At 68.8% G+C, this 23106-nt stretch carries 23 protein-coding genes and 7 pseudogenes; 14 read left to right on the top strand and 16 right to left on the bottom strand.

Annotation, left to right across the window (positions count from 1 at the left end; translation table 11 throughout):
* Positions 1–201 precede the first annotated feature (201 nt).
* Positions 202–633 carry a DDE-type integrase/transposase/recombinase gene (locus tag ACFZAT_RS20590; RefSeq protein WP_391265665.1) on the bottom strand — a complete coding sequence of 144 codons (432 nt, stop codon included), beginning with the start codon at positions 631–633 and terminating at the stop codon, positions 202–204.
* A gap of 19 nt (positions 634–652) precedes the next feature.
* On the opposite strand from ACFZAT_RS20590, the gene ACFZAT_RS20585 reads away from it, so the two are divergent.
* Complete coding sequence (locus ACFZAT_RS20585; protein WP_391265664.1) at positions 653–823, top strand: hypothetical protein; 171 nt, start codon at positions 653–655, stop codon at positions 821–823.
* A 138-nt stretch (positions 824–961) separates the two neighbouring features.
* On the opposite strand, the gene ACFZAT_RS20580 is transcribed toward ACFZAT_RS20585, so the two are convergent.
* Both ACFZAT_RS20580 and ACFZAT_RS20575 read right to left on the bottom strand, forming a co-directional pair.
* A complete protein-coding gene (locus ACFZAT_RS20580; protein WP_391265663.1) occupies positions 962–1411 on the bottom strand; it encodes a hypothetical protein in 450 nt (149 codons plus the stop codon).
* A gap of 445 nt (positions 1412–1856) precedes the next feature.
* Entirely contained in the window at positions 1857–2495 is a 639-nt protein-coding gene (locus ACFZAT_RS20575) for an alpha/beta fold hydrolase (RefSeq protein WP_391265662.1), read from the bottom strand.
* Between the two features lie 208 nt (positions 2496–2703).
* Between ACFZAT_RS20575 and ACFZAT_RS20570 the strand changes: the two genes are divergently transcribed.
* The gene (locus tag ACFZAT_RS20570; protein WP_391265661.1) at positions 2704–3714 is read left to right on the top strand and encodes an AsnC family transcriptional regulator; all 1011 of its coding nucleotides are present in this window, start codon (positions 2704–2706) and stop codon (positions 3712–3714) included.
* Between the two features lie 273 nt (positions 3715–3987).
* Here ACFZAT_RS20570 and ACFZAT_RS20565 read toward each other — a convergent pair whose 3' ends face one another.
* Positions 3988–4542, bottom strand: a complete 555-nt coding sequence (locus tag ACFZAT_RS20565; RefSeq protein ID WP_391265659.1) for a MarR family transcriptional regulator — start codon at positions 4540–4542, stop codon at positions 3988–3990.
* Positions 4543–4611: 69 nt separating this feature from the next.
* On the opposite strand from ACFZAT_RS20565, the gene ACFZAT_RS20560 reads away from it, so the two are divergent.
* The 5 genes and pseudogenes from ACFZAT_RS20560 to ACFZAT_RS20540 all read left to right on the top strand — a co-directional run.
* Entirely contained in the window at positions 4612–5877 is a 1266-nt protein-coding gene (locus ACFZAT_RS20560; protein WP_391265658.1) for an MFS transporter, read from the top strand.
* 26 nt (positions 5878–5903) lie between these two features.
* Complete coding sequence (locus ACFZAT_RS20555) at positions 5904–6758, top strand: oxidoreductase (protein ID WP_391265657.1); 855 nt, start codon at positions 5904–5906, stop codon at positions 6756–6758.
* 39 nt (positions 6759–6797) lie between these two features.
* Positions 6798–7475: pseudogene (locus ACFZAT_RS20550) on the top strand (transposase).
* A gap of 78 nt (positions 7476–7553) precedes the next feature.
* Entirely contained in the window at positions 7554–7697 is a 144-nt protein-coding gene (locus ACFZAT_RS20545; protein WP_391265656.1) for a hypothetical protein, read from the top strand.
* Between the two features lie 25 nt (positions 7698–7722).
* A pseudogene (locus ACFZAT_RS20540) lies at positions 7723–8066 on the top strand (transposase); the annotation flags it as partial.
* A gap of 44 nt (positions 8067–8110) precedes the next feature.
* Here the strand turns inward: ACFZAT_RS20540 and ACFZAT_RS20535 are convergent.
* The 5 genes from ACFZAT_RS20535 to ACFZAT_RS20515 form a co-directional block, all read right to left on the bottom strand.
* A complete protein-coding gene (locus ACFZAT_RS20535) occupies positions 8111–9520 on the bottom strand; it encodes an MFS transporter (RefSeq protein ID WP_391265655.1) in 1410 nt (469 codons plus the stop codon).
* A complete protein-coding gene (locus tag ACFZAT_RS20530) occupies positions 9520–9981 on the bottom strand; it encodes a nuclear transport factor 2 family protein (RefSeq protein ID WP_391265654.1) in 462 nt (153 codons plus the stop codon). Before ACFZAT_RS20530 ends, ACFZAT_RS20535 begins: the two co-directional genes overlap by 1 nt.
* A gap of 41 nt (positions 9982–10022) precedes the next feature.
* A complete protein-coding gene (locus ACFZAT_RS20525) occupies positions 10023–10913 on the bottom strand; it encodes an alpha/beta fold hydrolase (protein ID WP_391265653.1) in 891 nt (296 codons plus the stop codon).
* Positions 10914–11459: 546 nt separating this feature from the next.
* Positions 11460–11789, bottom strand: coding sequence for a DUF2568 domain-containing protein (locus ACFZAT_RS20520; protein WP_391265652.1), 330 nt, complete (start codon positions 11787–11789; stop codon positions 11460–11462).
* A complete protein-coding gene (locus ACFZAT_RS20515) occupies positions 11786–12169 on the bottom strand; it encodes a hypothetical protein (protein WP_391265651.1) in 384 nt (127 codons plus the stop codon). Before ACFZAT_RS20515 ends, ACFZAT_RS20520 begins: the two co-directional genes overlap by 4 nt.
* 59 nt (positions 12170–12228) lie before the next feature.
* On the opposite strand from ACFZAT_RS20515, the gene ACFZAT_RS20510 reads away from it, so the two are divergent.
* Together ACFZAT_RS20510 and ACFZAT_RS20505 are read left to right on the top strand one after the other, a co-directional pair.
* On the top strand, positions 12229–12675 hold the full coding sequence (locus tag ACFZAT_RS20510) for a MarR family transcriptional regulator (RefSeq protein WP_391265650.1): 447 nt from the start codon (positions 12229–12231) through the stop codon (positions 12673–12675).
* A 578-nt stretch (positions 12676–13253) separates the two neighbouring features.
* Positions 13254–14153, top strand: a complete 900-nt coding sequence (locus ACFZAT_RS20505; RefSeq protein ID WP_391265649.1) for a GNAT family N-acetyltransferase — start codon at positions 13254–13256, stop codon at positions 14151–14153.
* A gap of 231 nt (positions 14154–14384) precedes the next feature.
* On the opposite strand, the pseudogene ACFZAT_RS20500 reads toward ACFZAT_RS20505, so the two are convergent.
* Positions 14385–15149 (bottom strand): annotated as a pseudogene (locus ACFZAT_RS20500) (transposase); the annotation flags it as partial.
* 504 nt (positions 15150–15653) lie between these two features.
* The gene (locus tag ACFZAT_RS20495) at positions 15654–16970 is read right to left on the bottom strand and encodes a beta-propeller fold lactonase family protein (RefSeq protein ID WP_391265648.1); all 1317 of its coding nucleotides are present in this window, start codon (positions 16968–16970) and stop codon (positions 15654–15656) included.
* 339 nt (positions 16971–17309) lie between these two features.
* Between ACFZAT_RS20495 and ACFZAT_RS20490 the strand changes: the two are divergent.
* The 3 genes and pseudogenes from ACFZAT_RS20490 to ACFZAT_RS20480 all read left to right on the top strand — a co-directional run.
* Positions 17310–17582 (top strand): annotated as a pseudogene (locus ACFZAT_RS20490) (IS5/IS1182 family transposase); the annotation flags it as partial.
* 31 nt (positions 17583–17613) lie between these two features.
* A pseudogene (locus ACFZAT_RS20485) lies at positions 17614–17887 on the top strand (IS5/IS1182 family transposase); the annotation flags it as partial.
* A 68-nt stretch (positions 17888–17955) separates the two neighbouring features.
* The gene (locus ACFZAT_RS20480) at positions 17956–18258 is read left to right on the top strand and encodes a hypothetical protein (RefSeq protein WP_391266069.1); all 303 of its coding nucleotides are present in this window, start codon (positions 17956–17958) and stop codon (positions 18256–18258) included.
* Here ACFZAT_RS20480 and ACFZAT_RS20475 read toward each other — a convergent pair.
* Positions 18259–18420, bottom strand: a pseudogene (locus ACFZAT_RS20475) (hypothetical protein); the annotation flags it as partial. It lies immediately after the preceding gene.
* Between the two features lie 145 nt (positions 18421–18565).
* Between ACFZAT_RS20475 and lepB the strand changes: the two are divergent.
* Positions 18566–19240, top strand: a complete 675-nt coding sequence (gene lepB, locus ACFZAT_RS20470) for a signal peptidase I (protein WP_391265647.1) — start codon at positions 18566–18568, stop codon at positions 19238–19240.
* A gap of 134 nt (positions 19241–19374) precedes the next feature.
* Here the strand turns inward: lepB and ACFZAT_RS20465 are convergent, their stop codons facing one another.
* The 3 genes and pseudogenes from ACFZAT_RS20465 to ACFZAT_RS20455 form a co-directional block, all read right to left on the bottom strand.
* Positions 19375–19581, bottom strand: coding sequence for a hypothetical protein (locus ACFZAT_RS20465; RefSeq protein WP_391265646.1), 207 nt, complete (start codon positions 19579–19581; stop codon positions 19375–19377).
* 61 nt (positions 19582–19642) lie between these two features.
* Positions 19643–20626 carry a GNAT family N-acetyltransferase gene (locus ACFZAT_RS20460; protein WP_391265645.1) on the bottom strand — a complete coding sequence of 328 codons (984 nt, stop codon included), beginning with the start codon at positions 20624–20626 and terminating at the stop codon, positions 19643–19645.
* Positions 20627–20668: 42 nt separating this feature from the next.
* A pseudogene (locus ACFZAT_RS20455) lies at positions 20669–21606 on the bottom strand (IS256 family transposase); the annotation flags it as partial.
* Positions 21607–21640: 34 nt separating this feature from the next.
* On the opposite strand from ACFZAT_RS20455, the gene ACFZAT_RS20450 reads away from it, so the two are divergent.
* Positions 21641–22449 (top strand): IS5 family transposase gene (locus ACFZAT_RS20450; RefSeq protein ID WP_391265644.1). Its coding sequence is split into 2 segments (ribosomal slippage): positions 21641–21989 and positions 21989–22449, totalling 810 coding nucleotides; the frame shifts between segments, so codons are not numbered across the junction.
* 119 nt (positions 22450–22568) lie between these two features.
* Here ACFZAT_RS20450 and ACFZAT_RS20445 read toward each other — a convergent pair.
* Complete coding sequence (locus tag ACFZAT_RS20445; protein WP_391265643.1) at positions 22569–23018, bottom strand: hypothetical protein; 450 nt, start codon at positions 23016–23018, stop codon at positions 22569–22571.
* Between the last annotated feature and the right edge of the window lie 88 nt (positions 23019–23106).

Here is a 23106-nt window from a genome sequence, read left to right as displayed (position 1 = left end):
GGGCAGATCGGTCCGGCGGAGCGGCGACGTCTGGTGAGGCGCATTGGGACACCACTGGGGTTGTGGCTGGCCGATGACGGGAGGCCGCTGGCGCCCGCCGCGTGCCAGGCGGTGTTCCGGCGGGCAAACGCGCGGTGCGCTTCGTTTGGGATCGATGCCGAGGGCACCCGCACACCCTGCGTCACATCTATGCCGTGTACGTCAGGTGGACGCGGTCGAAGGTCCAGCTGCCGACGGGGGCGTTCCAGCCTTGTTCCTCCGTTCCCACGAGGCCATCTCCATTGCCTCCGGAGGGAGGTCGGTTCGCATGTGGTTCGCGACCTGCCACCCGACGACCATCCGCGAGTGCACGTCCCGGACGAGCGCCACATACGCCCACCCCGACCAGGTGCGGACATATGTCATGTCCGCCGTCCACAGCTGATCAGGTCGCGAGGCGATGAGGTCGCGGTCGACCAGGTCCGGCGGACACCGTGCCGACGGCTCTGGAACCGTGGTCCGGCACCGTCGGCCACGGATGACGCCCTCCATGCCCAGCTCGGCCATCAGCCGCTCGACGGTGCAGTGGGTCACCTCGACGTCCTTGCGCCCCAGGACCCGCGTGATCCGGCGGGCACCATAGGTGCCGCCCAACTCAGCATGGAACCACGGCATGCGCGGCTGGGCGCCATACGAGGACGAAGCTGCCGCCTATGCCTCCGGTCATCGTGCCGGGCAGAACCCTGCGCAGCCGACCAAGGTGGAAGTCGGCAGCACCGACAACATGCAGCTCTACTTCTGCCCGACCTCGCCCGAGCATTCGCACACAGACCTGATCCAATGAGCTGGCACCGGCCCTCGCGCAGTTTGCGGCGAAAGTGCTGCCGGGTGCGGTGTGAGACAAGCCGGTTGCCTCGCTTGTGCCGACCAGACAGCTTCGACCGATCCCACTCACCACGTCATCCGGCTACGCCGGTGACCACTACTGAGCTTCGGCACACGCACGGCTCGGGGGCTCCTGCGGTTCGCCCCAGCTCGCGGCAAGCCGGAGCGGATGACGGGCTACTGCGGGTCGGCCTCGCCCTGCGCGGCCCGCCGTACGACGGGAGCGCCGACGGACGACGTCGGGCAACTGGCGGGACGCGGCGGCTGGGATGAAGAACAGCCCGGTCATGCCAGGCGCCGTCACGGTGGAGCTCAGCAGGCCTACCGAGACCGACAGGTCTTCGACCGAGGCCACCCCGCGCCACACCGGGTTGACGGCAGCTTGCTGTCCCAAGGGCAGCGAGTAGTTTTCCGGCCGGGTGGCATGCTGGCCGAACCACACCAGATCGGCGTTCGCGGTGAGCCATCCGGGGCAGCGGCGGCGAGCGGCCCGCAACGTCTCGATGACAAACTCCAGCCGGTGCAGCGATCGGATCGCGGCCAGCACGTGCGTCGAGTAGCTCCAGGTTCGACACTCGACCCTCAGATCGGCGTGGCCAGCTCCTCGGGCGCACGCCGGCGTCCCGGGCAGTCTCCACGACCTGGTCGAAGTTCTGCTGCCCGGGCGTCCGCCTCGACCAGCCGGGCACGGAAAGGGCAGAGCACCGAGTGGTCATAGCCCGGATCGCAGCACAAGCGGAGAAGATCGCTGTCAGGGGCGGTGCGGTCGTGTGGATGCACTGGCAGTCCGGCACCGCCCAGGTACTGCCCCGCTTCATCCGGGGTCGCGAGGAAGTAGATGGTTCTCCAGGAACGAGATCTCCGCCGCGACGGCCTGCTCGTGCGACTCGAGGAACGGGGCGTAATGGCGACCAGTCAGGTGCACTACCGTGGAAGCCGGTGCGTTCCGGGCGGCCCGGACGGCCGGGCCGGGGAGCGTGCTCAGGTCCTGGTCACAGACGACGACCAGCAGCGGGCACCGTATCCCGGGAGGCGTGGCGGCCGGGCCGGTACCTGCCGATCTGCAGGGCGATCCGTGCGGCGACTGTCTGTTCCCAGTTGGCATGGCGGCGGTCGGGATCCAGGGCCTGGTCGCCGTCCATGGCGTCGGGCGTGGTGAGCGAGGCGACCGCGCCGCGTGCTCCGGCGGTCGGGACCAGCAGTGGCGGCCGTCCGGCGAGGCCTCCGAGCGCGTCCGCGACCCCCCGTCCGAACAGACGTAGCGCCGCGAGGGGCGTCATCGCACGCAACGCGTGGGGAGCGACCGCGCGGCCGTCGACCAGAGGGGTCTGGGCGATCGCGCAGGCCAGCCGAGGCTGGTCGGCCGCGACATGGAAGATGTGGCCGCCCGCGAGCGAGAAGCCCCAGACCGAGATCCTGTCCGGGTCGACATCGGGAAGAGTGGCCGCGTACTCGATCGCGGCGTGCCAGTCGGCGACCTGCTCGTTGACGCGCACGACTTGGCGCGGCGCGCCCCCGCTCTCCCCGAACCGTCGGTGGTCGAAGGCCAGGACCGCGAAACCGGCGTCGTTGAACCGCGCGGCGAACAGGTCCGAGGCCGGCTCCTTCGTCACCGAGGTCCCGCCGGCCATGATGACGCAGCCGCCATTGGACCCCGGATAGTGCCAGGCGGCACACGAAGTGTCCCCACTGACGAAACGTACTTTCTCCCGTTGCTTGAACGCTGGCACATGGACCTCCGTGGTATATCCGTCGTTCGCAGGGGGATGCCATCCATGCTCGGGGCAAGGCCGTCGAGAGGGGCTCCGCACGGCGACGGAATGGGCGAAACTTGGCTCCATGGCACGCGCATCGGCGGATTCCGTACTGAGCCCCACAGATCAGCGGCTGGTGGCCGCACTGCAGTGGAACGGCCGTGTCACCGCGGAGCGGGCAGCCCACGTGCTGGGACTCAGCCCCGCCACCGTGCGCCGCCGCCTGTACGCGCTCGGTGCCGACAGCAGCGTGCGCGTGGTGATCTCCCCGGCCGCGCGACCGCGCAACGGCGGCTCGGCCGGGGCGCTGTTTCTCCGCATCCGGGTCCTGCGGGGAAAACTCGACGCAATCGTGGCCGCGCTGGCGGCGCGCGCGGACATCCCGTTCATCGACGTCACCACCTCGGGCGACGAGATCTTCGCGGTCGCCCGCACCGAGCCGGGTTCACGCGACCCGCTGGTCTTCCGCCAACTGCCTTCCACCCAGGCGGTGACATCCCTGGAGAGTGCCACGATTCTGCACGTCTTCCGGCTCCCCTCCGAATGGCGTCACCACGTGCTGACCGCGTCCGAACGCGCGGCGCTGCGCCCGGCCGAGCCGGGCCCCGTGGCGACCGCCTCCTCCGGCCCGTACGGCGTCGACACCGATGCCCTCGAACAGTCCCTCATCGACGCCCTCACCCCCGATGCGCGCCTATCCTCGGCAGCCCTGGCCGCGCGCACCGGCCACCCAGAGAGCACGGTGCGCCGCCGCCTCGCCCGACTGGCCGCCCAGGGCCGTCTGATCACCCAGGTTCTGGTCGATCCGCGCCGCCTCGGGCTGCCCATCGAGGCCAAGCTTCTGCTGCACGTGGCCCCCGACCATCTGGCCGCTGCCGGACAGGCGCTGGCCGACCACCCCTCTGTGCACGGCGCGTTCGCGACGTCGGGCGCCTCGAACCTGCATGCGGCCGCATACTTCCCGGACCTGACGACCCTCTACAACTTCCTCTCCCAGGACCTGGTCGGCCTGGGCATCACCCACGTCGAGACGGCCATCGTCAGCCGTGCCGCCAAACGCACTCCCGCGCCGGTCCAGCCGCTCCCGGCGAGGTGAGACGCACTCGTGGGCGGGCAGATCCTCGATGATGACCGGCACTGCGAGCCGCCGCCTGCTCCATCACCCCGGACTGCCGCAAGATCACGCCAACCGAAATGGCGTCTAAGGCGTACGGCATACCCGTGATCAGCGCATGGGTGCCGCGTGCGGTGCCCTCGCGCTGCATCGTGACGGCGTGCCCCCGCAGAGACAGGCGGTGCATGTCTGCAGTCGTCGTGTCTCCGATCGCGGATGGTCGTGAAGCCCGGTCCGGTCCGGGGAGCGCGTAGCTCAGACGTCCTTGGGTACGTCGTGGCGTCCCGCCTGGCCGAACTCGCCTTCCAGGCGGGCCAGCAGGCCGCCGAGCAGCACGTTGAGCTCCGTCAGCCCCTCGCGGGACAGCGCCTCGGCGAAGAGCACGTGCTCGCGGGCGGTGCGCTCCCGCGTCGCGGCACGCCAGCGACTCTGGCCATGGGCAGTGAGCTGGACGGGCTTGCTGCGCCCGTCGGCCGCGGCCGCGGCCTCGACCAGCCCGGCCTGTACCAGGCGGGACAGCCGCACGCTCATCGTGCCCGAAGTGATCCCCAACTGCTGCGCCAGGGCGGTGGGGGAGGCCTGGTAGGGCGGGCCGGAGCGGTGCAACGCCGAGAGGGCTGCCCAGTCCCCGGCGGTGAGCTCGTTGTCGGCCGCCACTTGTGACAGCAGCCGGTCGAACAGCCGCGTCAGGCGGCCGATGCGCTGACGAGCAGCCTCCGTGAGCGGGTCCACCTCGGGCATGTCGGCCACCCAACGCTCAAGCTCGGCCTGGACCGAGTCCTGCGGGAACGGCTGCTCGTCTCCGGACACCCTTTGACACTCCCTTGAGTCTCAAGATAATTTACCTTGGCACTCAAGATAACCACATCGGGAGGGCTCGTGACAGACACATCCACCCCCAAGGAGGCAGGCCGCCTGCCCTGGGCCGGCCTCCTCGCCCTCGCGGTTGCCGGTTTCGTCACGGTGCTCACCGAAACCGTCCCGGCCGGCCTCCTGCCACAGATCAGCGACGGCCTCGACGTTTCCCAGGCCGCCGCCGGACAGCTCGTGACCGTCTACGCGGCCGGATCGATGCTCGCCGCGATCCCCCTGACCGCACTCACCCGGCGCTGGCCCCGACGCCCTGTGCTCCTCGCCACCATCCTGTCCGTCGTTGTCGCCAACGCCGTCACCGCGATCTCTCCCTGGTACGCCCTGACCTTCACCGGCCGTCTCATCGCCGGTCTCGGCGCCGGACTGCAGTGGGCGATGATCGCCGGATACGCGATGCGCATGGTGCCCGACGCCGGCAAGGGCCGGGCGCTCGCCGTCTCCATGGGCGGCGTTCCGGTCGCCCTGGCCATCGGCGTTCCCCTGGGAACCGCACTAGGTACCGGCATCGGCTGGCGCTCGACGTTCACTGTGATGGCCGCTCTCGGTCTCGTGGTGACCGTCTGGGCCCGCGCCGCCCTGCCTTCCGTGGCCGCTGAAGCAGCACACGAGCGCGTACCGGTCAGGAGCACCCTGGCCCTGCCCGGCATCGCCGCACTGATGCTGGTCGCCTTCGGCTTCGAGGTCGGCCACATGAACATGTACACCTACATCGCTTCGTTCCTGTCCTCCTCTGGCCTCCAGCATCACGTCGACGTCGTGCTGTTCGTCTTCGGCATTAGCGCAATTACCGGCCTGTGGCTGACCGGGACCCTGATCGACCGACACCTGCGGGCTGTCGTGATGACCGTCCTCGCAGCCTTCACGGGCGCCATGATCCTGCTCGCCACCGTCGGCTCCAACACGATCGCCACCATCGCCGCGGTTGCCATCTGGGGTATGGCCCTGGGCGCCGCGCCGACCATGCTGCAGGCCGCATCCGCCCGCGCAGCAGGGCCTGCCATGGAGATCGCCCAGTCGCTTCTGGTCACCATGCTCAATGCAGGCATGGCTGGCGGTCCCCTGCTGGGCGGAGCCCTCTGCTCCGCCCACGGCATCGGCCCCCTGCCCTGGACCAGCCTCGCCTTGTTCGCAACCGTACTGGTCCTCGCCGCGGCCACCCGCCGAACAGCCTTTCCCCGCACCACCACAACCGTCCCGCAGATTGGATCAGGCCACGCAGCCAAGGGTCACGACAGCGCTGAAGAAGATCTCGCCGTCCGCACTTCCGGCTGACTGCCGGCCACGTGAAAGGAAGACTGATGCCCTCACCCTCCACTCCCTCAACCGACGGCACGGTGTGGTTCGTTACTGGCACCAGCACGGGCCTCGGCCGGGCTCTGGCCGAGGAAGTCATTGCCGACGGCGACCGCCTGGTCGCCACGGCCCGCGAACCGCGCACCCTCGACAACCTCGTCGCTCTCGCTCCCGACCGGGTCCTCGCACTCCCGCTCGACGTCACGGACCCCGCCGCGGTCCGGCTCGCCGTCGACAGCGCGCTCAAGGAGTTCGGCCGCATCGACGTCCTGGTCAACAACGCCGGCTACGCGCTGCGCGGCGCGCTGGAAGAACTCCCTGAGGGCGAGCTGCGGCGCCAGTTCGACACGAATGTCTTCGGCGCCGTGGACGTGACACGCGCGGTCCTGCCCACGCTCCGCGCCCAACGCTCGGGCTGCATCGTGCAGATGTCCTCGGTCGGCGGCGTCATGGCCGCCCTCGGCGGCACCGCCTACGCCGGAACCAAATTCGCCCTCGAAGGGCTCTCCGAGGGCCTCGCCGCCGAAGTCGCCCATCTCGGAATCCACGTCGTCATCGTCGAACCCGGCCCGTTCCGGACCGACTTCACCGGACGCTCCGTGCGCTATGCCGACCCGATCGACGACTACCGAGAGGTCCTGGACCCGGCCAAAGAGCAGTTCCTCTCCATGCACGGCAACCAGCCCGGCGACCCCGCCCGGGCCGCCCGCGCGATCATCACCGCCACGCGCATGGACCACCCGCCCCTGCGCCTGCCGCTCGGCGCCAACTCCATCGACCGCATCCGCGAACGTCTGAACCAGCGCCTGCTGGACGTTGACGCCGTGGAAGGCCTGGGCCGCCCCACCGACTTCGACTAAAGGGTGTTGCAGCAGGCTCAGTATTGGGCATTTCCCTGTATGGGTGGGGTGTTGAGAGCTGAGTCGTTGTGGGTGGAGACGTTCACGGGCTTGCGCATGGACCGGTTCGCGAAGCTGGTGAAGGCGGTACGCGAACGGGCCGGGAGGCGGCCGGCCGTGGTGTCTGCCGCTGCCGGACCGGGTGCTGCTGGTGGCCGTGTACTACCGCACGAACCTCACGAGGCGGCAGCTCGCGCCGCTGTTCGGAATCACGCCGGCGACGGTGTGCCGGGTCATCCACTCATTCCGGTTCGTGACCGCAGGGTCGGTGCCTCGTCCCGCAACTACCGGTTCTCGGCGAACGTGCAGGTCATCATCGACGCGGACACCCGCCTGGTCATAGCGGCGGCACGGCCGGTGCCAGGGAACAAGGCCGACGCGCACGTCTGGCGGGAGTCGGACCTGCCCGCTCTGGCGGCGGGCACGACAGTCATCGCGGACGGCGCCTACCTCGGCACCGGCCTGATCGTCCCGCACCGCAAGAGAGCCGGCCGCCCCCTCCTGCGCGGGCAGGAGGAGGACAACGCCGAGCACCGAAGGGTGCGAGCCCGTGTCGAGCACACCTTCGCCCGGATGAAGAACGGGAAGATCCTGCGCGACTGCCGCCGGAAAGGAGACGGCCTCCACCACGCGGTCCAGGCCTTCGCCACCATGCACAACCTCGCCGTCGCGCGGTGAAACAGCAGGTCAGACACAACTTCAGCCTGCCGAAGCCGGACCTTCTGCAACACCCTTTAGCTGGCCGGGGAGGCGCCAATGTCGAAGGAAGAGAAGAAGGCGGCCAAGAAAATGGCCAAGCAGCTGGAGTGTCAGGGCACCAGGCCGTGGATGGATGCCTGGCAAACCATGGGCTTCCTCAACTCTGGCGCAAGCACCCGCAAGAAACGTGCCAGCTGCTGAGCCCCACTCTGGCTCTGCCCAACGAGCCACCATGGTGCGGGCCCATCAGCACGCCGCCGGCGCCCGAAAAGGGGGCTCTGGGAAGGTGAAGCCCTCGGCCGGTCACGCGGCGGGCTGACCAACAAGATCCACCTCGCCTGCGACGGCCGGGGCCGCCCTCTCACCTTCACTCCGACCGGCGGGAACGTCAACGACTGCACCCGGTTCGAACCCGTCATGAACCGGATCCGCATCGCCCGGCCGGGTCCGGGGCGGCCCCGGACCCGGCCCTATCGCGTCGTGGCCGACAAGGGCTACTCGGCCCGCAGAATCCGGGCCTACCTGCGACGACGCGGCACCGCCTGCACCATCCCGGAACGAATCGACCAGAAACCGGTGCGGAGGTCGAGGTCGCCGCGGTGCCTGGTGGGTCTTCATGCGGCTGTCGGGACATCAGCGCGCCGGGACCTCCGGAGTGTCAGTGTTGCGCCTGCGGTGGCGAGTAGCCCGGCGGCCGCGAGCAGCATGCTCCAGTGCATCCCCCTGAGGAAGGAGTCCGCTCCGGCCAGTAGGGCACCGAAGACTGCCACGGCGATGGCACCGCCCACTTGGCGGGCTGTGTTGAGTACGGCGCCGGCGGTTCCCGCGCGGTCGGCGGGTACGGCGTCGAGCAGCATGGCGGTGAGCGCGGGTACCGCGAGTGCGCCGCCGAGTCCGACGGGCACCATCAAAACGGCGACGACCCATACAGGGGTGTGCGTGCCCACGGTCAGCAGGGAGAGAAGCCCTGCCGTGCCGACGAGCTGCCCGGCTGCCATAGGGACGCGTGGTCCGTAACGGGCGGCAAGCCGGGCGGAGGCCAGGTTCACGACCGCGACCAGGGCCGTCATCGGGATGAACATCAGGCCTGCGTGCAGGGCAGTCTGGCCGCGTTCTTGCTGGAGGTAGAGGCTGAAGTCGAACACCCCGCCGTAGTATGCGGCGTTGAGCATGAAGCCGACCACCAGGGACACTGCCACTACACGGGTCCGGAACAGTGGCAGCGGCAGCATCGGATGGCTGCCTCGCGCCTGGGCCACGAGGAAGCCCACGGCCGCGGCCACAGCCACGGCCAGGGAGACGACAACCCCGGTGCGGCCGAAGCCCTGGGCGCCTCCTTCGATCACGCCGTACGTCAGCCCGCCCATGGCCAGGACTGCTGTCACCTGTCCGAGCCAGTCCAGTCGCGACGGCAGTCGCCGGGACTCGGGGACCCGGGTGAGGAGGGCCAGGGCCAACACGGCGGCCGGCAGGTTGACGTAGAAGATCCACCGCCAGCCGGCGGTCGCGGTCAACGCCCCGCCAACGATCGGCCCTGCTGCCACGGCGACCGCGCCACCGACCGTCCAGACGGCGATCGCACGTGCCCGTTCGGCCTGATCCGGGTAACCCTGGCGGACCAGTGAGAGCGAGGCAGGCATCATCACCGCGGCTGCGGCGCCCTGCACCAGCCGGGCCGTGACGAGCACCGCGAGCCCGGGCGCCAGCCCACATGCCATGGAGGCCATAGTGAAAAGGACCAGGCCTGCGCCGAATGCTTGCTTTGCCCCGACGCGGTCGGACAGTGCGCCCGCAGACAGCATCAGGGCGGCGAACATCAGTGTGTAGCCGTCCACCACCCACTGCAGGCCCGACATCCCGACATCGAGGTTGTGCCCGATGTCGGGCAGGGCCACCGTGACGATCAACGCGTCCAGGGAGATCAGGAAGAAGCCCAGCAGGGCGGCACCCAGTACGGCAGTGGAACCACTGCGGACTGCCGTCGGTGGTGACGGCGTTCCGGTGGTCGGAGGGCCGGTCACCATCAGCCCGCCGCCTGTGCGGTCAGCGCGTAGTTGCCGTCGCCCCAGGTGGCGGTCATGACTACGGTGTCGATCAGCCAGCTGTCGCCGCTGCGGACGAGTTCCCAACGGTAGTCGCCGCCGAGGGTCCACAAGGAGGCGCCGTGGGCCGCTGCCAGACGGTGAGTGGCCTGGAAGGAAGCAGTGCATACAGCGCGGTCACCGGCGAGATCGACGAGCTGGTTGGCGAGCAGATGCTGGGTGGAGTCGTAGCCCGAGAGCGTGGCGGTCCACGCGTCGGTGATCTCCTTTGGCCTGAGGTGGACCGGTTCGCCCCCGTTGAGGCTGGTGTAGTCGAGCAGGACCTTGTCGGCGAAGAGAGTGCCCAGTTGGTCCCACTCGCGGCGGTCGGCCTGCACGGCCATCCGGGTGCAGGTCTCGGTTGCGGCGTGCTTGGCAGCGAGGGACTCGGTGGTTTCGGGCATGGTGGTCATCCTGTCTTTCCGGGGCGAGCGGGTGGGGTTGTTCACAGCGTGCGGGCGAAGTGTTCGGCGGCGGCATCGGCGGCCAGGCGGACCTGCGGTGACTGGTCGTAGAAGTCGAACTGGATGCCGTCCGTCCACAGGAATTCCGCCGGCCCGGTGAGTGCGGCGTGGAAGCGGCGGGCGCCGTCCGGGATCGCGGCGTCCTCGCTGTGTACGAGCAGGGTCGGTATGGTCACGCGGGGAGCGAGGGCGATGGCGTCGTAGTCGAGCCACTCGGTCCAGGCCATGACGGCGTACCGGTTGGGCCACTGCGGTATCCCGCCCCGCTCCGGGTTGAGGTAGAAGTCGATGTCGAAGGGCATGGCCGCGTCCGGGGTACTGCCGCTGACGACCGGCACGTAGGTGACCTCACCGGTTTCTACGTACAGGCGCCGTGCCTCGGCTGCCGCTGCCTTCTTGGCCGCGATGCCGGCCGGCCCGCCGTAGTTCTCCTCGCAGATGCGGCGGTCGTGCAGCCACGGAGCGATGAGCGCCAGCGACCGCACCCGGGCGTCCTGCGCGGCGAAGGCGCTCGCGTACATCGCACCGGCGCAGACACCGAGCGCTCCAAAGGCGCTGTCGGCGACGGCCGGGTGGTCGGCGAGGAAGTCGGCCGCGGCGCACAGATCACCGGCCTTCAACGCCGGCGACTCGTAATCACGTGGCGAGCCCTCGGACTCGCCGTAGCCGGTGAAATCGAACGACAGAGCCGCATAGCCACGAGCGGCCAGCTCCCGTGCGTAGCGGTCGGCCATCTGCTCCTTGACCGAGGTCCAGGTACCGGCGACCAGCACGCCTGCCGCCGTAGCGGCCGCATCGGCGTCGGGCAGAAAGAGATTGCCTGCGAGCTTGCCCTGGGCGCCGACGAAGTTCACCTGTTCACGTACGGGCACGTGTCACTCCTGTGAGAGGGGGAGATGGAATGCCTCCACGCTCGCACCGGGAGCTCTTGGGAACAACGCCGATAATGTAAAGGGGGGTTGAGTTGGGCTAAATCTTCGGCCGAACGGCCTGCTGCCCGAAAGCGAGGTGAACCACGCCGCGCCCTGGTCCGCCCAGAACCGCGGCCTTCGGAGCTGTAAGAGCGACAGCAGGAAGGCGCCCCGTAGTCGGGGCGCCGGGTTACGTGCCTAGCTCGTGGGGAAAGCGGGTGGGTGCCGGCCCGGCGGGCCTGATCGGGCCCGCCGGACTGTTATTGCGTGGGCGATGCTTCAGCTGCCGCAGGACAGGTCGCAGTTGCTGGTGCGACCTCGGCCGTCGCGGGCTGACTGGCACAGCAGGCGCCGCCGCATGAGATCTCCCCCTCAGGGGCGTACGAGGCTCTCGGCCACCGAACCCTCGGTCCGTCTTACTCCTGATACAACGCCACGTCGCGGCGGCAGTTGATGCCATGGACGCTGCGGCCCTCACCGACGTCCTGCGCGACTGCGCCAGGTGCCCTACTGGTGCCAGGTCACCGCGAGGCATTTGCTGAGTGTCATGACGACGGCCAGGACGAGGGCCGGCGCGGCGTATCCGGCCAGTGCTAGGGCCACGGCACCCGCGCCGAACCAGCCGGTCTCGAACACCGCCCGTGTCGCGCCGTGCACCTTGTGGGCAGCGTCGGGAGCACCGAACAGCGACCACAGCGCGATCATGAGAGCCGGGCCGCCGATGCCGGCGAGCAGCCGCAGCGCCCATCCCGTGCCAAGAGTGAAACCCCAGATGGCGACCGATCCGATGACGGCCAGTTCCGACAGGAAGATGATCAGCAGGTTGAGCGTCTTCACCCCGCGCTCCCGAGGGAGGGTGCGACGGTGCGGCGGGTCAGCCACCAGGCAGTGCCGAGGTGGGTGACCGCTGCGAGTGTCGCGCCGACGGCCATTCCCGTGACTCCTCGGTCGACGCCGATGTAGAGATCCCCGAGTTGGGCCACTCCAGCCACCGCCAGCACCGGGACGAGGGCTCGATGTTCCCGTCGGAGCAGGTGCACGAGCCCTACGGCCAGCGGAACGGCACGGGCCGCGTACGCCTGGGCGTACATCTGGAGCCCGGCGCTCGGCTCGGTTTCCGTCGCCAGTACGAACGTGGGGTGCAGCGCCCCGATCACCGCCGAGACGGCCGAACCCACAGCCACGGCCGTGTTGAGAACGAGCAGCGTACGTTTCATTGCGTCACCTTGTTAATCGTTAAGCTAGTGAATGATTCGTCGATGATACGGTGTGGAGCGTGAAGGATGTCAAGCAGGAGAAGCTCACCGACACCGTGGCCTTTCGACTCGGCACGCTCGGCGCCATCACCGCCGACCGGTTCGCCGAAGGGATCGCCGTCCACGGGCTCCGGGCCAAGCACGCCGGGCTGCTCGCCCTGCTGGCCAGTGGCGCCGCTGCCTCTCAGCAGGAGATCGCGCGCACGATGAAGGTGACGCCCAGCCTGGTGGTAGGACTGGCTGATGACCTGGAGGCGTTGGGGGCGGTGAGCCGCGAGCGGGACCCTGATGACCGCCGCCGTCAGGTGCTGACCATCACCGGCCGAGGTCATGAACTACTGGCCGCCTGCACGGCGGTCGCGCACGCCCTGGACGAGGAGTTGGCCGCCGCCCTCGGCGACGCACCGGCTGCCGCTCTGCGTGATGCACTCGCCCTGTTGGCGGCCAGGACCGGCCTGCCCGGGTAGCACCCGGCTTCGTGCAGAAAAGGTCGAGGGTAAGGAACGGCCCGAGCCGGCCGAGTCTGGCGGGGCGGGGGAGTCCGGCAAGGTCATGGACCCGATGGCCGCCCTGAACGCCTCGGCCACTGCGGCGAAGGAGAAGCGGGGCGTGAGCGGCGAGGATGCCACCGTTCACGAGATCACGGCGCGCAAGAAGAGTCCCGCGAAGAAGCCGGCCGCCAAGAAGACGACGGCGAAGAAGACCACACACCCACGATCATCGAGGGCGGCCGCACATGTTCCTGTACCGGCCCCACCAGCCAGATCACGATCCACACAGCTGGAGCGCTACGGCCCGCTGAGGACCCCGAGGGCTTCGAGGGCACTCTGCATCGTCCCGCGAACACCTCCTTCACGCGGCGCGGAAATCCGTGGACGGGTCCGCGGAAGATCACGTACGGTGGGGCTTCACGCCCTGAGACGGACGGAAGGATGCGAGTGCCGTGCAGTTCACACTTTTCCAGCGCTCCCTATTCCGCTGTCCCGGCGTGGCTCGTCAGTTCTGACCGGGAGCGCTCCAAGCAGCCTGTATCCCGGAGGAATCCATGACCGATCCGGTCATCCGCGCGCTCTCCGCGAGCAACGCCCATCTCTTCGACGCACTCCCCGACCCCCTGGGTGCCCGTGAAGGCCACCGGCACACCCGGTTCTGCCCCGACTGGAAGCGCGTCGCCCTGCGTGACGGCCAGGTCGTCGCACGCGGCGCGTGGTGGGGCGGTCCCGACCACTCGGAGCCCGTGAACATCAACTGGTTCGACGTGGCCGAAGGCGAGGAGGAGGCCGGAGCCGAACTCCTGCGCTCCGCTCCCTGGCACGTCGAACTCGAGATCAACCTGCCCGGCGGCCGGCGGGAGCAGACCGAGCTGCGCGCCGCCGCCGAGGCGCGCTTCGCCGCCGCACGGGCCGCGGGGTACGAACTCCTGGTGGAACGCTTCCTGTACCGCTGGACCACGGAGCGGGGTCTGCCCGAGCGGCCCGGACGCCTGCGCTTCATCGCCGAACCCGACGACACCGTGTTCTTCGACGCGTTGCGCCGCATCCACTCCGCCACCCTGGACGCCCACGCGCTCAGGGCCATAGAGGAGAGCGGCCTCGACCGGGCCGCCCAGGAGGAACTCGACTTCTTCCACTGGTGCCCCTCCCCGCGGGAATGGTGGCAGACCGCGCACACGCCGGAGGGCGACCTGGCCGGCGTCCACATCCCGGCCCACAACCCCTCCGGTCCGACCATCGGCTTCATCGGAGTCGTCCCGGAACAGCGTGGTCGTGGCTACGCCGACGACCTCCTCGCGGAGTGCACCCACTTCCTCGTCGAGCAGGGTGCGGAGTTCATCGGCGGAGCGACGGACCAGGGTAACTTCCCCATGGCCGCGAACTTCGCCAAGGCCGGTTTCCCCGTCATCCGTGAACGCCTCAACTTCCACCCGGCGGGCCGAGCGGCCTAGCGAGGGAGCAGTACGGGGTGAGTGGTCCGGTCCGAAGGCAGGGCCGGACCACTCGCCGGTGCCCGGCGGCATGCCGGCCGACCGTGTGCACGTGCGTGCCCTGCGCTGTGGAGGGGCCGTCGTCTCGTCGTCAGTCCGCACACCGACGGTGATCAACGGTGGCCTCGCTTTTCCTGTAACGATCTTGGAGTCTGGGAGGCATGGTCGTCTGCGGTGTCGGCTGTTGGCCTGTCCCGCGAGGGTGAGGTTGTGCAGGCGGGCGATGCCGAGCACGGCATGATGGATGCCGTTGCCTTTGAGTCGGCAGGCGCGCAGGATCTTCCAGCCCTTCATGCGGGCAAAGGTGTGCTCAACCCGTGCCCGAACCTGCTTGTGTGAGCGGTTGTGTTCTTCCTTCCAGGCCGGGAGGTTCTCGCCCCTGGCCCGGCGGTGTGGGATGACCAGGCCGGTGCCTTGATAACCGCCGTCCGCGCTGATCATCGTCTTGCCGACGGCGGCCTTGGCGCCGGACTCTTCCCAGCCGCGAGAGTCGTGCCGGTTGCCGGGCACGGGTCGACCGACCACAACGACCAGGCGAGCACCGGCGTTGATGACCACCTGATGTGCCGCGGAGTAGCGCTAGTTCTTCGACAGCTCGGCCACCGTGTGGTCGCGGGTGGGCACCAGGGTGCCGTCCACGATGAGCACGGTGTCTATACGGAACCGCTTTCGGAGCTGGAGGGCCGGCAACGGCCCGAGGTGATCGATGATCCGGCCCGCCATTGAATTCGAGATGCCGAAAAGCAGAGCAATCTGTCGCATCGTCAAGTTCGTTCGACAGTAAACCGCGACAAGAAGAATGCGATTCTCCAGCGGCAGCCTCCAGGATCGCCCGCGCTGGAGCTCAGCAGAGGTCCCGCGCCGTACGGCGGTCACCAACTTGCCGAATGAGCGCGGGCTCAGCCCGGTGAAGGGGCCTATCCAGGACGGCACCGACGCCGTGATCACTGCAGTCACGTCAAGATCGTTCCGCCTGGAGCCGACCGGGATTGGCGCGGGTCAAGTACGGAGCGCGAGATGCCGGTCCAGCCGAATGCGTAGACGCGCAGAAGCACCGCGGAGAGCCCCGATTTGTCGCACTTCTGCCGCCGCCAGTTTCGTCCGTCCTGTCAGCGCGAGCACAGCACCATAGGGCCGTGCACCTTCGGCGAGCGCGCATGCCATAACGGGCCCACATCATCGACGGGTTCAGCAATCACAGGGGCCGAGAGACCCGCGATCTCCCGGTCGCCGATGATCGCGAGTCGCGTTCCCCACCACGCAACCATGATCGCCGAACCAGAGCCGACGCCCCGCCGCCAACCATGCACGAGCTCGTTGGGGCATGTTCCGAAAGTGGCCCAGGGTGTGGGTGGTACCCACGGTACGCTCTCTTTGAGTTGGTGCGGCGTGGGCGTAGGTCGGTGACACGGCGCACCTCTCGCACCCGACCTCGTGCGGATATATCGATCCGTAGGGACGTCAGCAGGTGGCGAGCAGGATGGAGATCACCGTGCAGGACGCTGACGACGTGTCGTTGGAGGGGTCGGGATCGGTCGGGGACGAGGTCGTGCGCGCCGCCTGGACCGTGATCTGTCCGACGTTGAGCAGCGACAGCGGAAGCTTGAAGCCGGCCGTGACGGAAGTACTTGCGGGAATGTTCGCGAACGCGCAGACGACCGTGTTGCCCGTGGCGGTGCAGCCGGGTGAGAGTCCGGTCGCGGAGGCTCCCGCGGGTAGTGTCGCGGCGACCTTCGCCGATGTCGCCTGGTTCGGGCCGGCGTTGTGCACCGTCAGTGTGTAGCCGATGGCGCCCGGGAGGAGAGCGTTGGCCTTGGCCTTCAGCGCCACGTCGAGGTCCGCCCTCGCCGGGCGTACCACGCCTGACGTGATGCCGAGAGGCGTGCTGCCGACGCCGCCGAAACCGGAGGTCACCGTATTGGTGGCGAGCGCGACCACCGACACGTCGCTGCTGCCGCTGTTGGAGACGTAGAGGTGGTCGCCGCCCTGCTGGAGCGCCACCTCCCATGGATACAGGCCGACGGCGATCGTGGCGGTCACCGTGTTGGTCGCCGTGTCGATCACGGAGACGTTGTTGCTGAAGTAGTTGGCGACGTACACGCGCGAGCCGTCAGGCGTCACCAGCACCCCGTGCGGGCTGAGGCCGACACCGACGGAGGCGGTCACCGATTCGGTGGCCGTGTCGATCACGTAGAGCCTGTTGTCGCCGGCGCTGGAGACGTAGGCCTGCGTGCCGTCCGGCGCGAAGGCGACCGCGAGTCCGCTGCTGTTGCCCAGCCCGATGGTCGCCGAGACCGTGTCTGTCGCGGTATCGATCACCGACACCGTGCTGCCGGAGTTGGTGACGTACACGCGCGAGCCGTCGGGCGACACCGCCAGTCCGCGAGGACTCCCACTGACCGGAACGGTGGACGACACCGTGTCGGTGGCCGTGTCGATCACCGACACGTTCGCGCTGCCGGCGTTGGCGACGTAGACCCGGGAGCCGTCCGGGGTCACGCCCAGCTGTTCCTGGTTCTTGCCGGTGGCGACGGTGGCGGTCACGGTGTCGGTAGTGGTGTCGATCACCGACACCTTGCTGCTGTTCCTGCTGTAGTCGGAGACATATGCGCGGGTGCCGTCCGGCGCGAGCGCCACGGAGCGGGGAGCGCCGCCGACGGCGATGGTCGCGGCCACCGTGTCGGTCGCCGGGTCGACCACCGACACGGTGCCGCTGCCGTAACCGGCGACGTAGAGGTACGGTCCGGACGGGACGGCCGCAGCCTGGCCCGCCGGCACAGCTACCACCGCGACGGCCGCCAGTGCCAGTGACGACAGCGCGCCGGTCGCACGACGCTTCCGGCGCCCTAGGGACGGGACCGCTCCGATGCGTCTGACGTCGGCTGCCCGGACATGCTCGCATCGCTGACCCCTGGACATCGCTTCCCCCTGACGCACCGGAGGCCCGCCGCGTCGCGAACGGGTCCCGTTGAGTGGTGAGTTGACTTGCCCTGACAGGAACGGGGGACACACTACGTACCGTGGTGGCGCGCGTACAGACGGGAGCGAGGGGTGCGGGGTGCACGCGGGGAGTGCGTGCGGGGCGTGCGCCGGGGCGTATCAAGCCGTGGACGCCCCGGCACCCGCAGAGCCCGTCCGTGGATCCCGGAAAAGGGGCCGACGCCCTGGCACCACTGCCCCGGCGAGGGACTCGGGCCGTCCCGGGGCGGCCTGGCCTGCAAGATCTACCTCGTCGGCGAAGGTGGCTGCCGCCCCATGGCCCTCCTGCTCACGCCGGGTCAGTGGGGCGACGCCCCGCAGATGGCCGAGGTCCTGGACCGGATACGGGTTTCCCGGCCGCTGAGTGGACGGCCCCGCAACTGGCCGGACCGCGTGAGCGGCGAAAAGGCTTAGAGTTCCCGCCTTGCCGGGAATCGGATGGCCATCAGGGGGACGACGGTCCGGCCGTCCCCGCCGCAAGCCGGACTCGCTGTTCGCCGACTGCGGCTACGACCATGACATCTACCGCGACCAGGTCCGCGCCCGTGGCATCGTGCCCGCGATATGCCCACCACGGCACCGGGCTGGGCACCTACCGCTGGGTCGTGGAGAGCGGCTTCCGACGGCTGCGGATCCGGTGGGAGCGGCGGCCCGACATCCACGAAGTGTTCCTGAAGCTCGCCTGGTGCCTCATCTCCCACCGGCAACTCAAGGCGCTGAGGTCGAGATGCAAGGCCGTTGGTCACCTCATGGGTGTAGGTGCCGTATGCCATGATCCGGCCTCATGAGTGACAGTTCGCTTTCACTCGCCTGGCTGGCCTCGTGGACAAGCAGAGTCTCCAGGGTCCTCGCGGTGATGACGGGCGAGTTCGAGCGTCGGCACGGTTATCCTCCCGGTTCCAACGAGGTCCGGCCGGCGAGCCGCGACGATCAAACCGCGGCTCGCGCGCTTGCGCAAGCAGGTCTCATCTCGGCTGACCTGGTCACTTTTTACGACAGCATCGGCCCACCCGTTCCGTTGCCGGTGCAGTCCGTCGGCGGCCGTGACGACCCGAACGACCTCGCCCTCGGCCACGCCGCCCTGTAGGAACGGAGCGTTCGCCACTTGGGCCGTATCTTCACTCAGCCGGGTGGCCCAGAGCCCCTCGGTGTCGTAGGGGGGCCAGCCCTCGTGCTGCACGAACGGGTACCACAGCCTGATCGGGACGCCCGTGGTGGCGTTCGCCTCGGACGGGGTCGGAGAAGTCATGCCCTGACGATCCCGTACGACGCCCCCATCTCCGGCTGCCCCGGTCGACCGGATCGACCCCCTCGGTGCGGCGGGCGGTGACGGTTCGTGCGCTGGGGACGCTGTGTGGAGTGTGCGGAGGATCAAGACAACGGGTGGAGTTTCCATGGGGCGGCGGAGTGCGGGTCGGGGATGGCGGGCTGCGGCTTGGGTGCTGACGCCGGTGGGGTTCGTGCTGCTGGCCGGCTCGGTCGCTTACGGCTTCGGGCGGTACGACAGGGTGACGGTCGGGGGCGACTCCATGCGACCGGGATTCCCGCCCGGGGCTCACGTGCTGGTCAGACGGGTCGGCTCGGACGGTGTGCACAGGGGTGACGTTGTCCTCATGGATCCGCCCGAGCGGTACATGACCGAGCCGGTGCTGCGGCGCGTCATCGGCATCGGCGGCGACCACGTCACCGGCGACGGTAGCCGGGTCACGGTGAACGGGAAGAAGCTCGACGAGCCGTACCTGGCGGACACGCTGGGTGATCCGCAGGCCGGGGCGTACGACGTGCGGGTCCCGGCGGGCCGACTCTTCGTGCTGGGCGACTATCGCGCGAACTCCAACGACTCCCGCTACCACCTCGATGCGTACCAAGGCGGCTTCGCGGTCTCGGGCGTACGAGGACGAGTGGTGCCGGGCGCGACCGTGCCCACCGGCCCGACGGTGTTCGCGGCCCTGGGCTTGGTGCTGGCCGCGGCCGGCCTCGGCGGATACGCGGCCGGCCGCCGCGCGGCCAGGAACGAGCAGATCGCGCCGCCTGTCACGCCTCGGCGGCCCGGAACTCAGAACGCGTAGCGGATCGGTAGCCAAGGAGTGTGCGTGTGCGCCGGCCGGCGGATGGTCTCCACGGCGGAGGCCTTGGTTTCTCTACCCCTACGAGCTCGTGCACGGTAAGCGGTGAGACGTCGAGGGCTTCGGTGGGCCGGTGCTCACCTCTGTCGTCGAGGGCCCAGGTCCGCGGTCTGCTGGTGGGAGAGCAGGCCGGCGTCGGCTTGGACAGTGTCGCTCATGTGCTCGCGGCGGCCGAGGTGACGGGCCAGCGCCCGCCAGTTCTTGAGGTGGGCGATGCCGTGCTCGACGCGGATCCGCCGTGAGGAATGCCCCTTGCGCTGTCGCTCGTGCATTTCCTCGTACAAGTCCGGATCGTGAGGTATGTCAAATCCTGTGGACTGATCGGACCGCCCAATGACCGGTCGGTCAAGCAAGCGGCTTGCGGTAACGGACGTACTCGTTCTGCCGCCGGAACCCCACACTCTCGTAAAGATCGTAGGACCGGTGCGGGTTTGCCGTGCCCGTGAACAGCCGGGCGGTCGTAGCACCCTGTCCGCGAAGGCTCCGCAGCCCGTCCAGCAGCAGGGCCCGGCCGATTCCGAGGCGTTGCTGGTCCGTCCGGACACTCAGCTCTTCGACCTCGCCTACGGTGCGGTCGTGACGGCGGATGCTGCAGAGGGCGACGCCGACCATATCCTGCCCGTTCCAGGCAGCCCTCCAGCATGCCGGGTCGGCGGTGTCGACGAAATCCTGGAATGGCCATTTCTGCGTGAAGCCGGTGTTCGCGTACGAATCGACGACCGTCCTCCAGGCTGCGCGGTAGTGGCTTGACTCGATCGGGCCCGTCCGTATCCCGGCCGGCAGTTCGCTGCCCCGCTCGGGCAAGTGCTGCAGATCGCCCAGCTCCAGCTCGACCAGGCTGAAGACACGTCGGTAGCCGGTTGCGAGCAGAAGCGCCGTGGCGTCCTGCTCGGAGGCCATGGCGTTCGCGCCGATCACTGCCGTCCGCGCCGTTCCATGCTGTTTGACGAGCCGGCGGATCCGTTCTTCGGCCCAGCTCAGCATGGCTGAGCCGATGCCCTGGCGGCGATGCTCGGGCAAGAGGTAGCCGCGGTGCAGGTACAGCCACGTGTCGTCCCGCTCTTGCCACCATCGGATCGTCGCGTAGCCGACGACGCTCCCGTCATGCACCACCAGGATCTGGTTCTTGGACGGCTCCTCCAGCCTGGCAGAGGCTTCGGCGATCTCGGTCGCTGTCGGGAGTCCTTCCACAACCGAATGGGCGTCGGCCTGGTCCCGTTCAGCACAACCCAGCCGCACCGCGGCCATGGGGCCGTGGTCCTCGTCGCCGCGATACGGCTGGAACCCGAAGCCGACCGGAAGGTCCTGTCCTGGCGCGCTATTCGACATGGTCGGATGATCTCGAACTTCGAGGCAGGCCTGCCACCCTATTCATGCCGCGGTCGTCTGCGGCCGTTCGACGAGTTGGCCGCGTTCGAAGCGGGCCCCGGCACGGACGAGGGCGACGAGGTGGGGTGCGTTCACGGCCCGCCAACACTGCTGTGCGGACTCGACGAGCTTGAACACCATGGCCAAGGCGGCGGCCGCGCTGCCGGCGCCCTTGGTGGCCTTCGTGCGCAGCCGAACGGTGGGAAACGTGGAACGATGGGGTTCGACGTGCGCAGATGGATCCAGTGCGCAGCAGGGAAGTCGTAGTACACCAGCAGTTCGTCCACGTCATCGGTGGTCTTCCTGACGACCTTGGGCCACTTCGCGCCGTAGGTCTTCCCAAACGCCGCGACCGCCACGAGCGCATGGTCGCGGCCCTCGCCGTTGTATATCTCCTGCAGGGCCTTCTTCGCTCCCGGCTGGGCGGACTTCGGGAGACTGCCGAGCACATTTGCGATCTTGTGAACCCAACACCGCTGGTGGCGGGTCTCGGCGAACACCTCGGCCAGAGCCTTCCAGAGACCGAGCGCGCCGTCGCCGACCGCCAGGACGGGAGCGCCCAATCCTCGCCGTCGGCAGTCGCGCAGCAGGTCGGCCCAGGAGTCGGCTGAATCGCGATAGCCGTCGCTCATGGCGATCAGCTCCTTGGCGCGGTCCAAGCGCACACCCATCAGCACGGGCACGCACGACTTCGCCTCCTGCAGGCGTTTGCACAGGTGGATGCCGTCGGCCCATGCGTAGACATAGTCGCTGTCGGACAGATCTCGCTCGCCGAACGCTTGGTCGGCCTGCCACTGCTGGGTCAGCCGGGTGACCGTCGCCGGTGACAGACCCGCCGAGCTGCCGAGGAACTGCTCCAAGGCGGGCACGAAGTCGCCGGAGGACGGGCCGTGCAGGTAGAGCAGCGGCAGCACCTCGCTGATCTTCGGGGACTTAGACGCCATCTCATTTGGATGCTTCGCTATTCTGTGCGTCATGGTGGGGATCGTTGAGCGTCTGGTGCCGGACGAGTTGTGGGAGTTGTTCCAGCGGGTGGTGCCGGAGGCGCCGTCGCGACCTCAGGGCGGTGGTCGGCGTCGGCACGGGGACCGGGAGGTGCTGGCCGCGATCGTCTTCGTGGCTACGTCGGGTTGTACCTGGCAGCAGCTGCCTTTGGCGTCGTTCGGCCCGTCCGGAGCGACCGCCCACCGGCGGTTCTCGGAGTGGTCGAAGGCCCGGGTATGGGCCAAGCTCCACCGCCTGGTTCTCGACGAACTCGGTGCCCGCGGCGAGCTGGACTGGTCGCGGTGCGCGATCGACTCGGTGAACATGCGGGCCCTGGAAAGGGGGACCTGACAGGCCCGAATCCTGTCGACAGAGGCAAGTACGGCTCGAAGATCCACCTGATCACCGAACGAACCGGTCTGCCCATATCCGTCGCGATCTCCGGGGCCAACCTGCACGACAGCCAAGCCCTCATCCCGCTCGTCAAGGGCATCCCTCCGATCCGCTCCCGCCGGGGACCTCGGCGACGCAAGCCCGGCAAGCTCCACGCCGACAAGGGCTACGACTACGCCCACCTGCGGCGATGGTTAAGCGAGCGCGGCATCACCCACCGCATCGCTCGCAAGGGAGTCGAGTCCTCGCAGCGGCTGGGCCGCCACCGCTGGACCGTCGAACGCACCATGGCCTGGCTCGCCGGCTGCCGAAGACTCCACCGACGCTACGAACGCAAGGCTGACCACTTCCTCGCCTTCACCAGCATCGCCTGCACCCTCATCTGCTACCGCAGACTCGCCAAATGAGATGGATTCTTAGAACGTGGGTTTCGCGGGGCGGGCCTCGGACTGCTCCCGTGTGTCGACGAACCGGACTAGAACTTGTCCGGTCACCCGTGATCGGTCGGCATACAGGTTCAGCACATCTACGGGGCGTCCGGGTCCTGGATCGTGAATGTGATGGGAGTGCGGTCGTTGCCGCGATCGGTGTCGTCTTCGCCGGCGACGATGATCTGTCCGTCGCGTGTGCCGGGGGGAACTTCGGTGCCGACCTTGACCGGGATGATGGCAGTCGCTGTTTCCAGGACATCCAGCCCGGCGGGGAAGACGCAGGTGATGACGCGGCCCCCTGGCGGGGTGCAGTCCTCCAGGAGGCTCGGCCGGAGAATCGTGAGTCCGCTGGGCACGCGAAGGGTGATACGGAAGGGGGAGGCGGTCCGTTCCGGACCGCGGTTGACGACGAATGCGTCTACTTCGGTGGTGCCGCCGACGGGTGCCGGGGCTGGGTCGAGACGGACCGCCTCCAGGTCGGACCGGGACGGGGCAGCTTTCCCTGAGGCTTGTGCCGTGGACGGCAGCAGGGACAGCGCCAGCATCACGACCGTGGCGGGAAGCACCCATCGTGAGCCCCGCGCCCCCCATGATCCGCGCCGCATCGCTTCGAAGTCCGTATTGGGTTCCATA

This window comes from Streptomyces sp. NPDC008163 (genome assembly GCF_042956885.1).
In the GTDB taxonomy this organism is placed as follows: Bacteria; Actinomycetota; Actinomycetes; order Streptomycetales; family Streptomycetaceae; genus Streptomyces; species Streptomyces drozdowiczii_A.
The sequence above is the reverse complement of the archived record's forward strand: the minus strand, read 5'-3'. Positions and strand labels throughout refer to the sequence as shown.

What these genes read in the sequence shown, in the direction of transcription:
- ACFZAT_RS20585 (WP_391265664.1), top strand. Translation starts at nt 653, where the DNA reads ATGCGCGGCTGGGCGCCATACGAGGACGAAGCTGCCGCCTATGCCTCC.
- ACFZAT_RS20575 (WP_391265662.1), bottom strand. Translation starts at nt 2,495, where the DNA reads ATGGCCGGCGGGACCTCGGTGACGAAGGAGCCGGCCTCGGACCTGTTC.
- ACFZAT_RS20570 (WP_391265661.1), top strand. Translation starts at nt 2,704, where the DNA reads ATGGCACGCGCATCGGCGGATTCCGTACTGAGCCCCACAGATCAGCGG.
- ACFZAT_RS20555 (WP_391265657.1), top strand. Translation starts at nt 5,904, where the DNA reads ATGCCCTCACCCTCCACTCCCTCAACCGACGGCACGGTGTGGTTCGTT.
- ACFZAT_RS20545 (WP_391265656.1), top strand. Translation starts at nt 7,554, where the DNA reads ATGTCGAAGGAAGAGAAGAAGGCGGCCAAGAAAATGGCCAAGCAGCTG.
- ACFZAT_RS20535 (WP_391265655.1), bottom strand. Translation starts at nt 9,520, where the DNA reads ATGGTGACCGGCCCTCCGACCACCGGAACGCCGTCACCACCGACGGCA.
- ACFZAT_RS20530 (WP_391265654.1), bottom strand. Translation starts at nt 9,981, where the DNA reads ATGCCCGAAACCACCGAGTCCCTCGCTGCCAAGCACGCCGCAACCGAG.
- ACFZAT_RS20515 (WP_391265651.1), bottom strand. Translation starts at nt 12,169, where the DNA reads ATGAAACGTACGCTGCTCGTTCTCAACACGGCCGTGGCTGTGGGTTCG.
- ACFZAT_RS20505 (WP_391265649.1), top strand. Translation starts at nt 13,254, where the DNA reads ATGACCGATCCGGTCATCCGCGCGCTCTCCGCGAGCAACGCCCATCTC.
- ACFZAT_RS20480 (WP_391266069.1), top strand. Translation starts at nt 17,956, where the DNA reads ATGAGTGACAGTTCGCTTTCACTCGCCTGGCTGGCCTCGTGGACAAGC.
- lepB (WP_391265647.1), top strand. Translation starts at nt 18,566, where the DNA reads ATGGGGCGGCGGAGTGCGGGTCGGGGATGGCGGGCTGCGGCTTGGGTG.
- ACFZAT_RS20460 (WP_391265645.1), bottom strand. Translation starts at nt 20,626, where the DNA reads ATGTCGAATAGCGCGCCAGGACAGGACCTTCCGGTCGGCTTCGGGTTC.
- ACFZAT_RS20445 (WP_391265643.1), bottom strand. Translation starts at nt 23,018, where the DNA reads ATGCTGGCGCTGTCCCTGCTGCCGTCCACGGCACAAGCCTCAGGGAAA.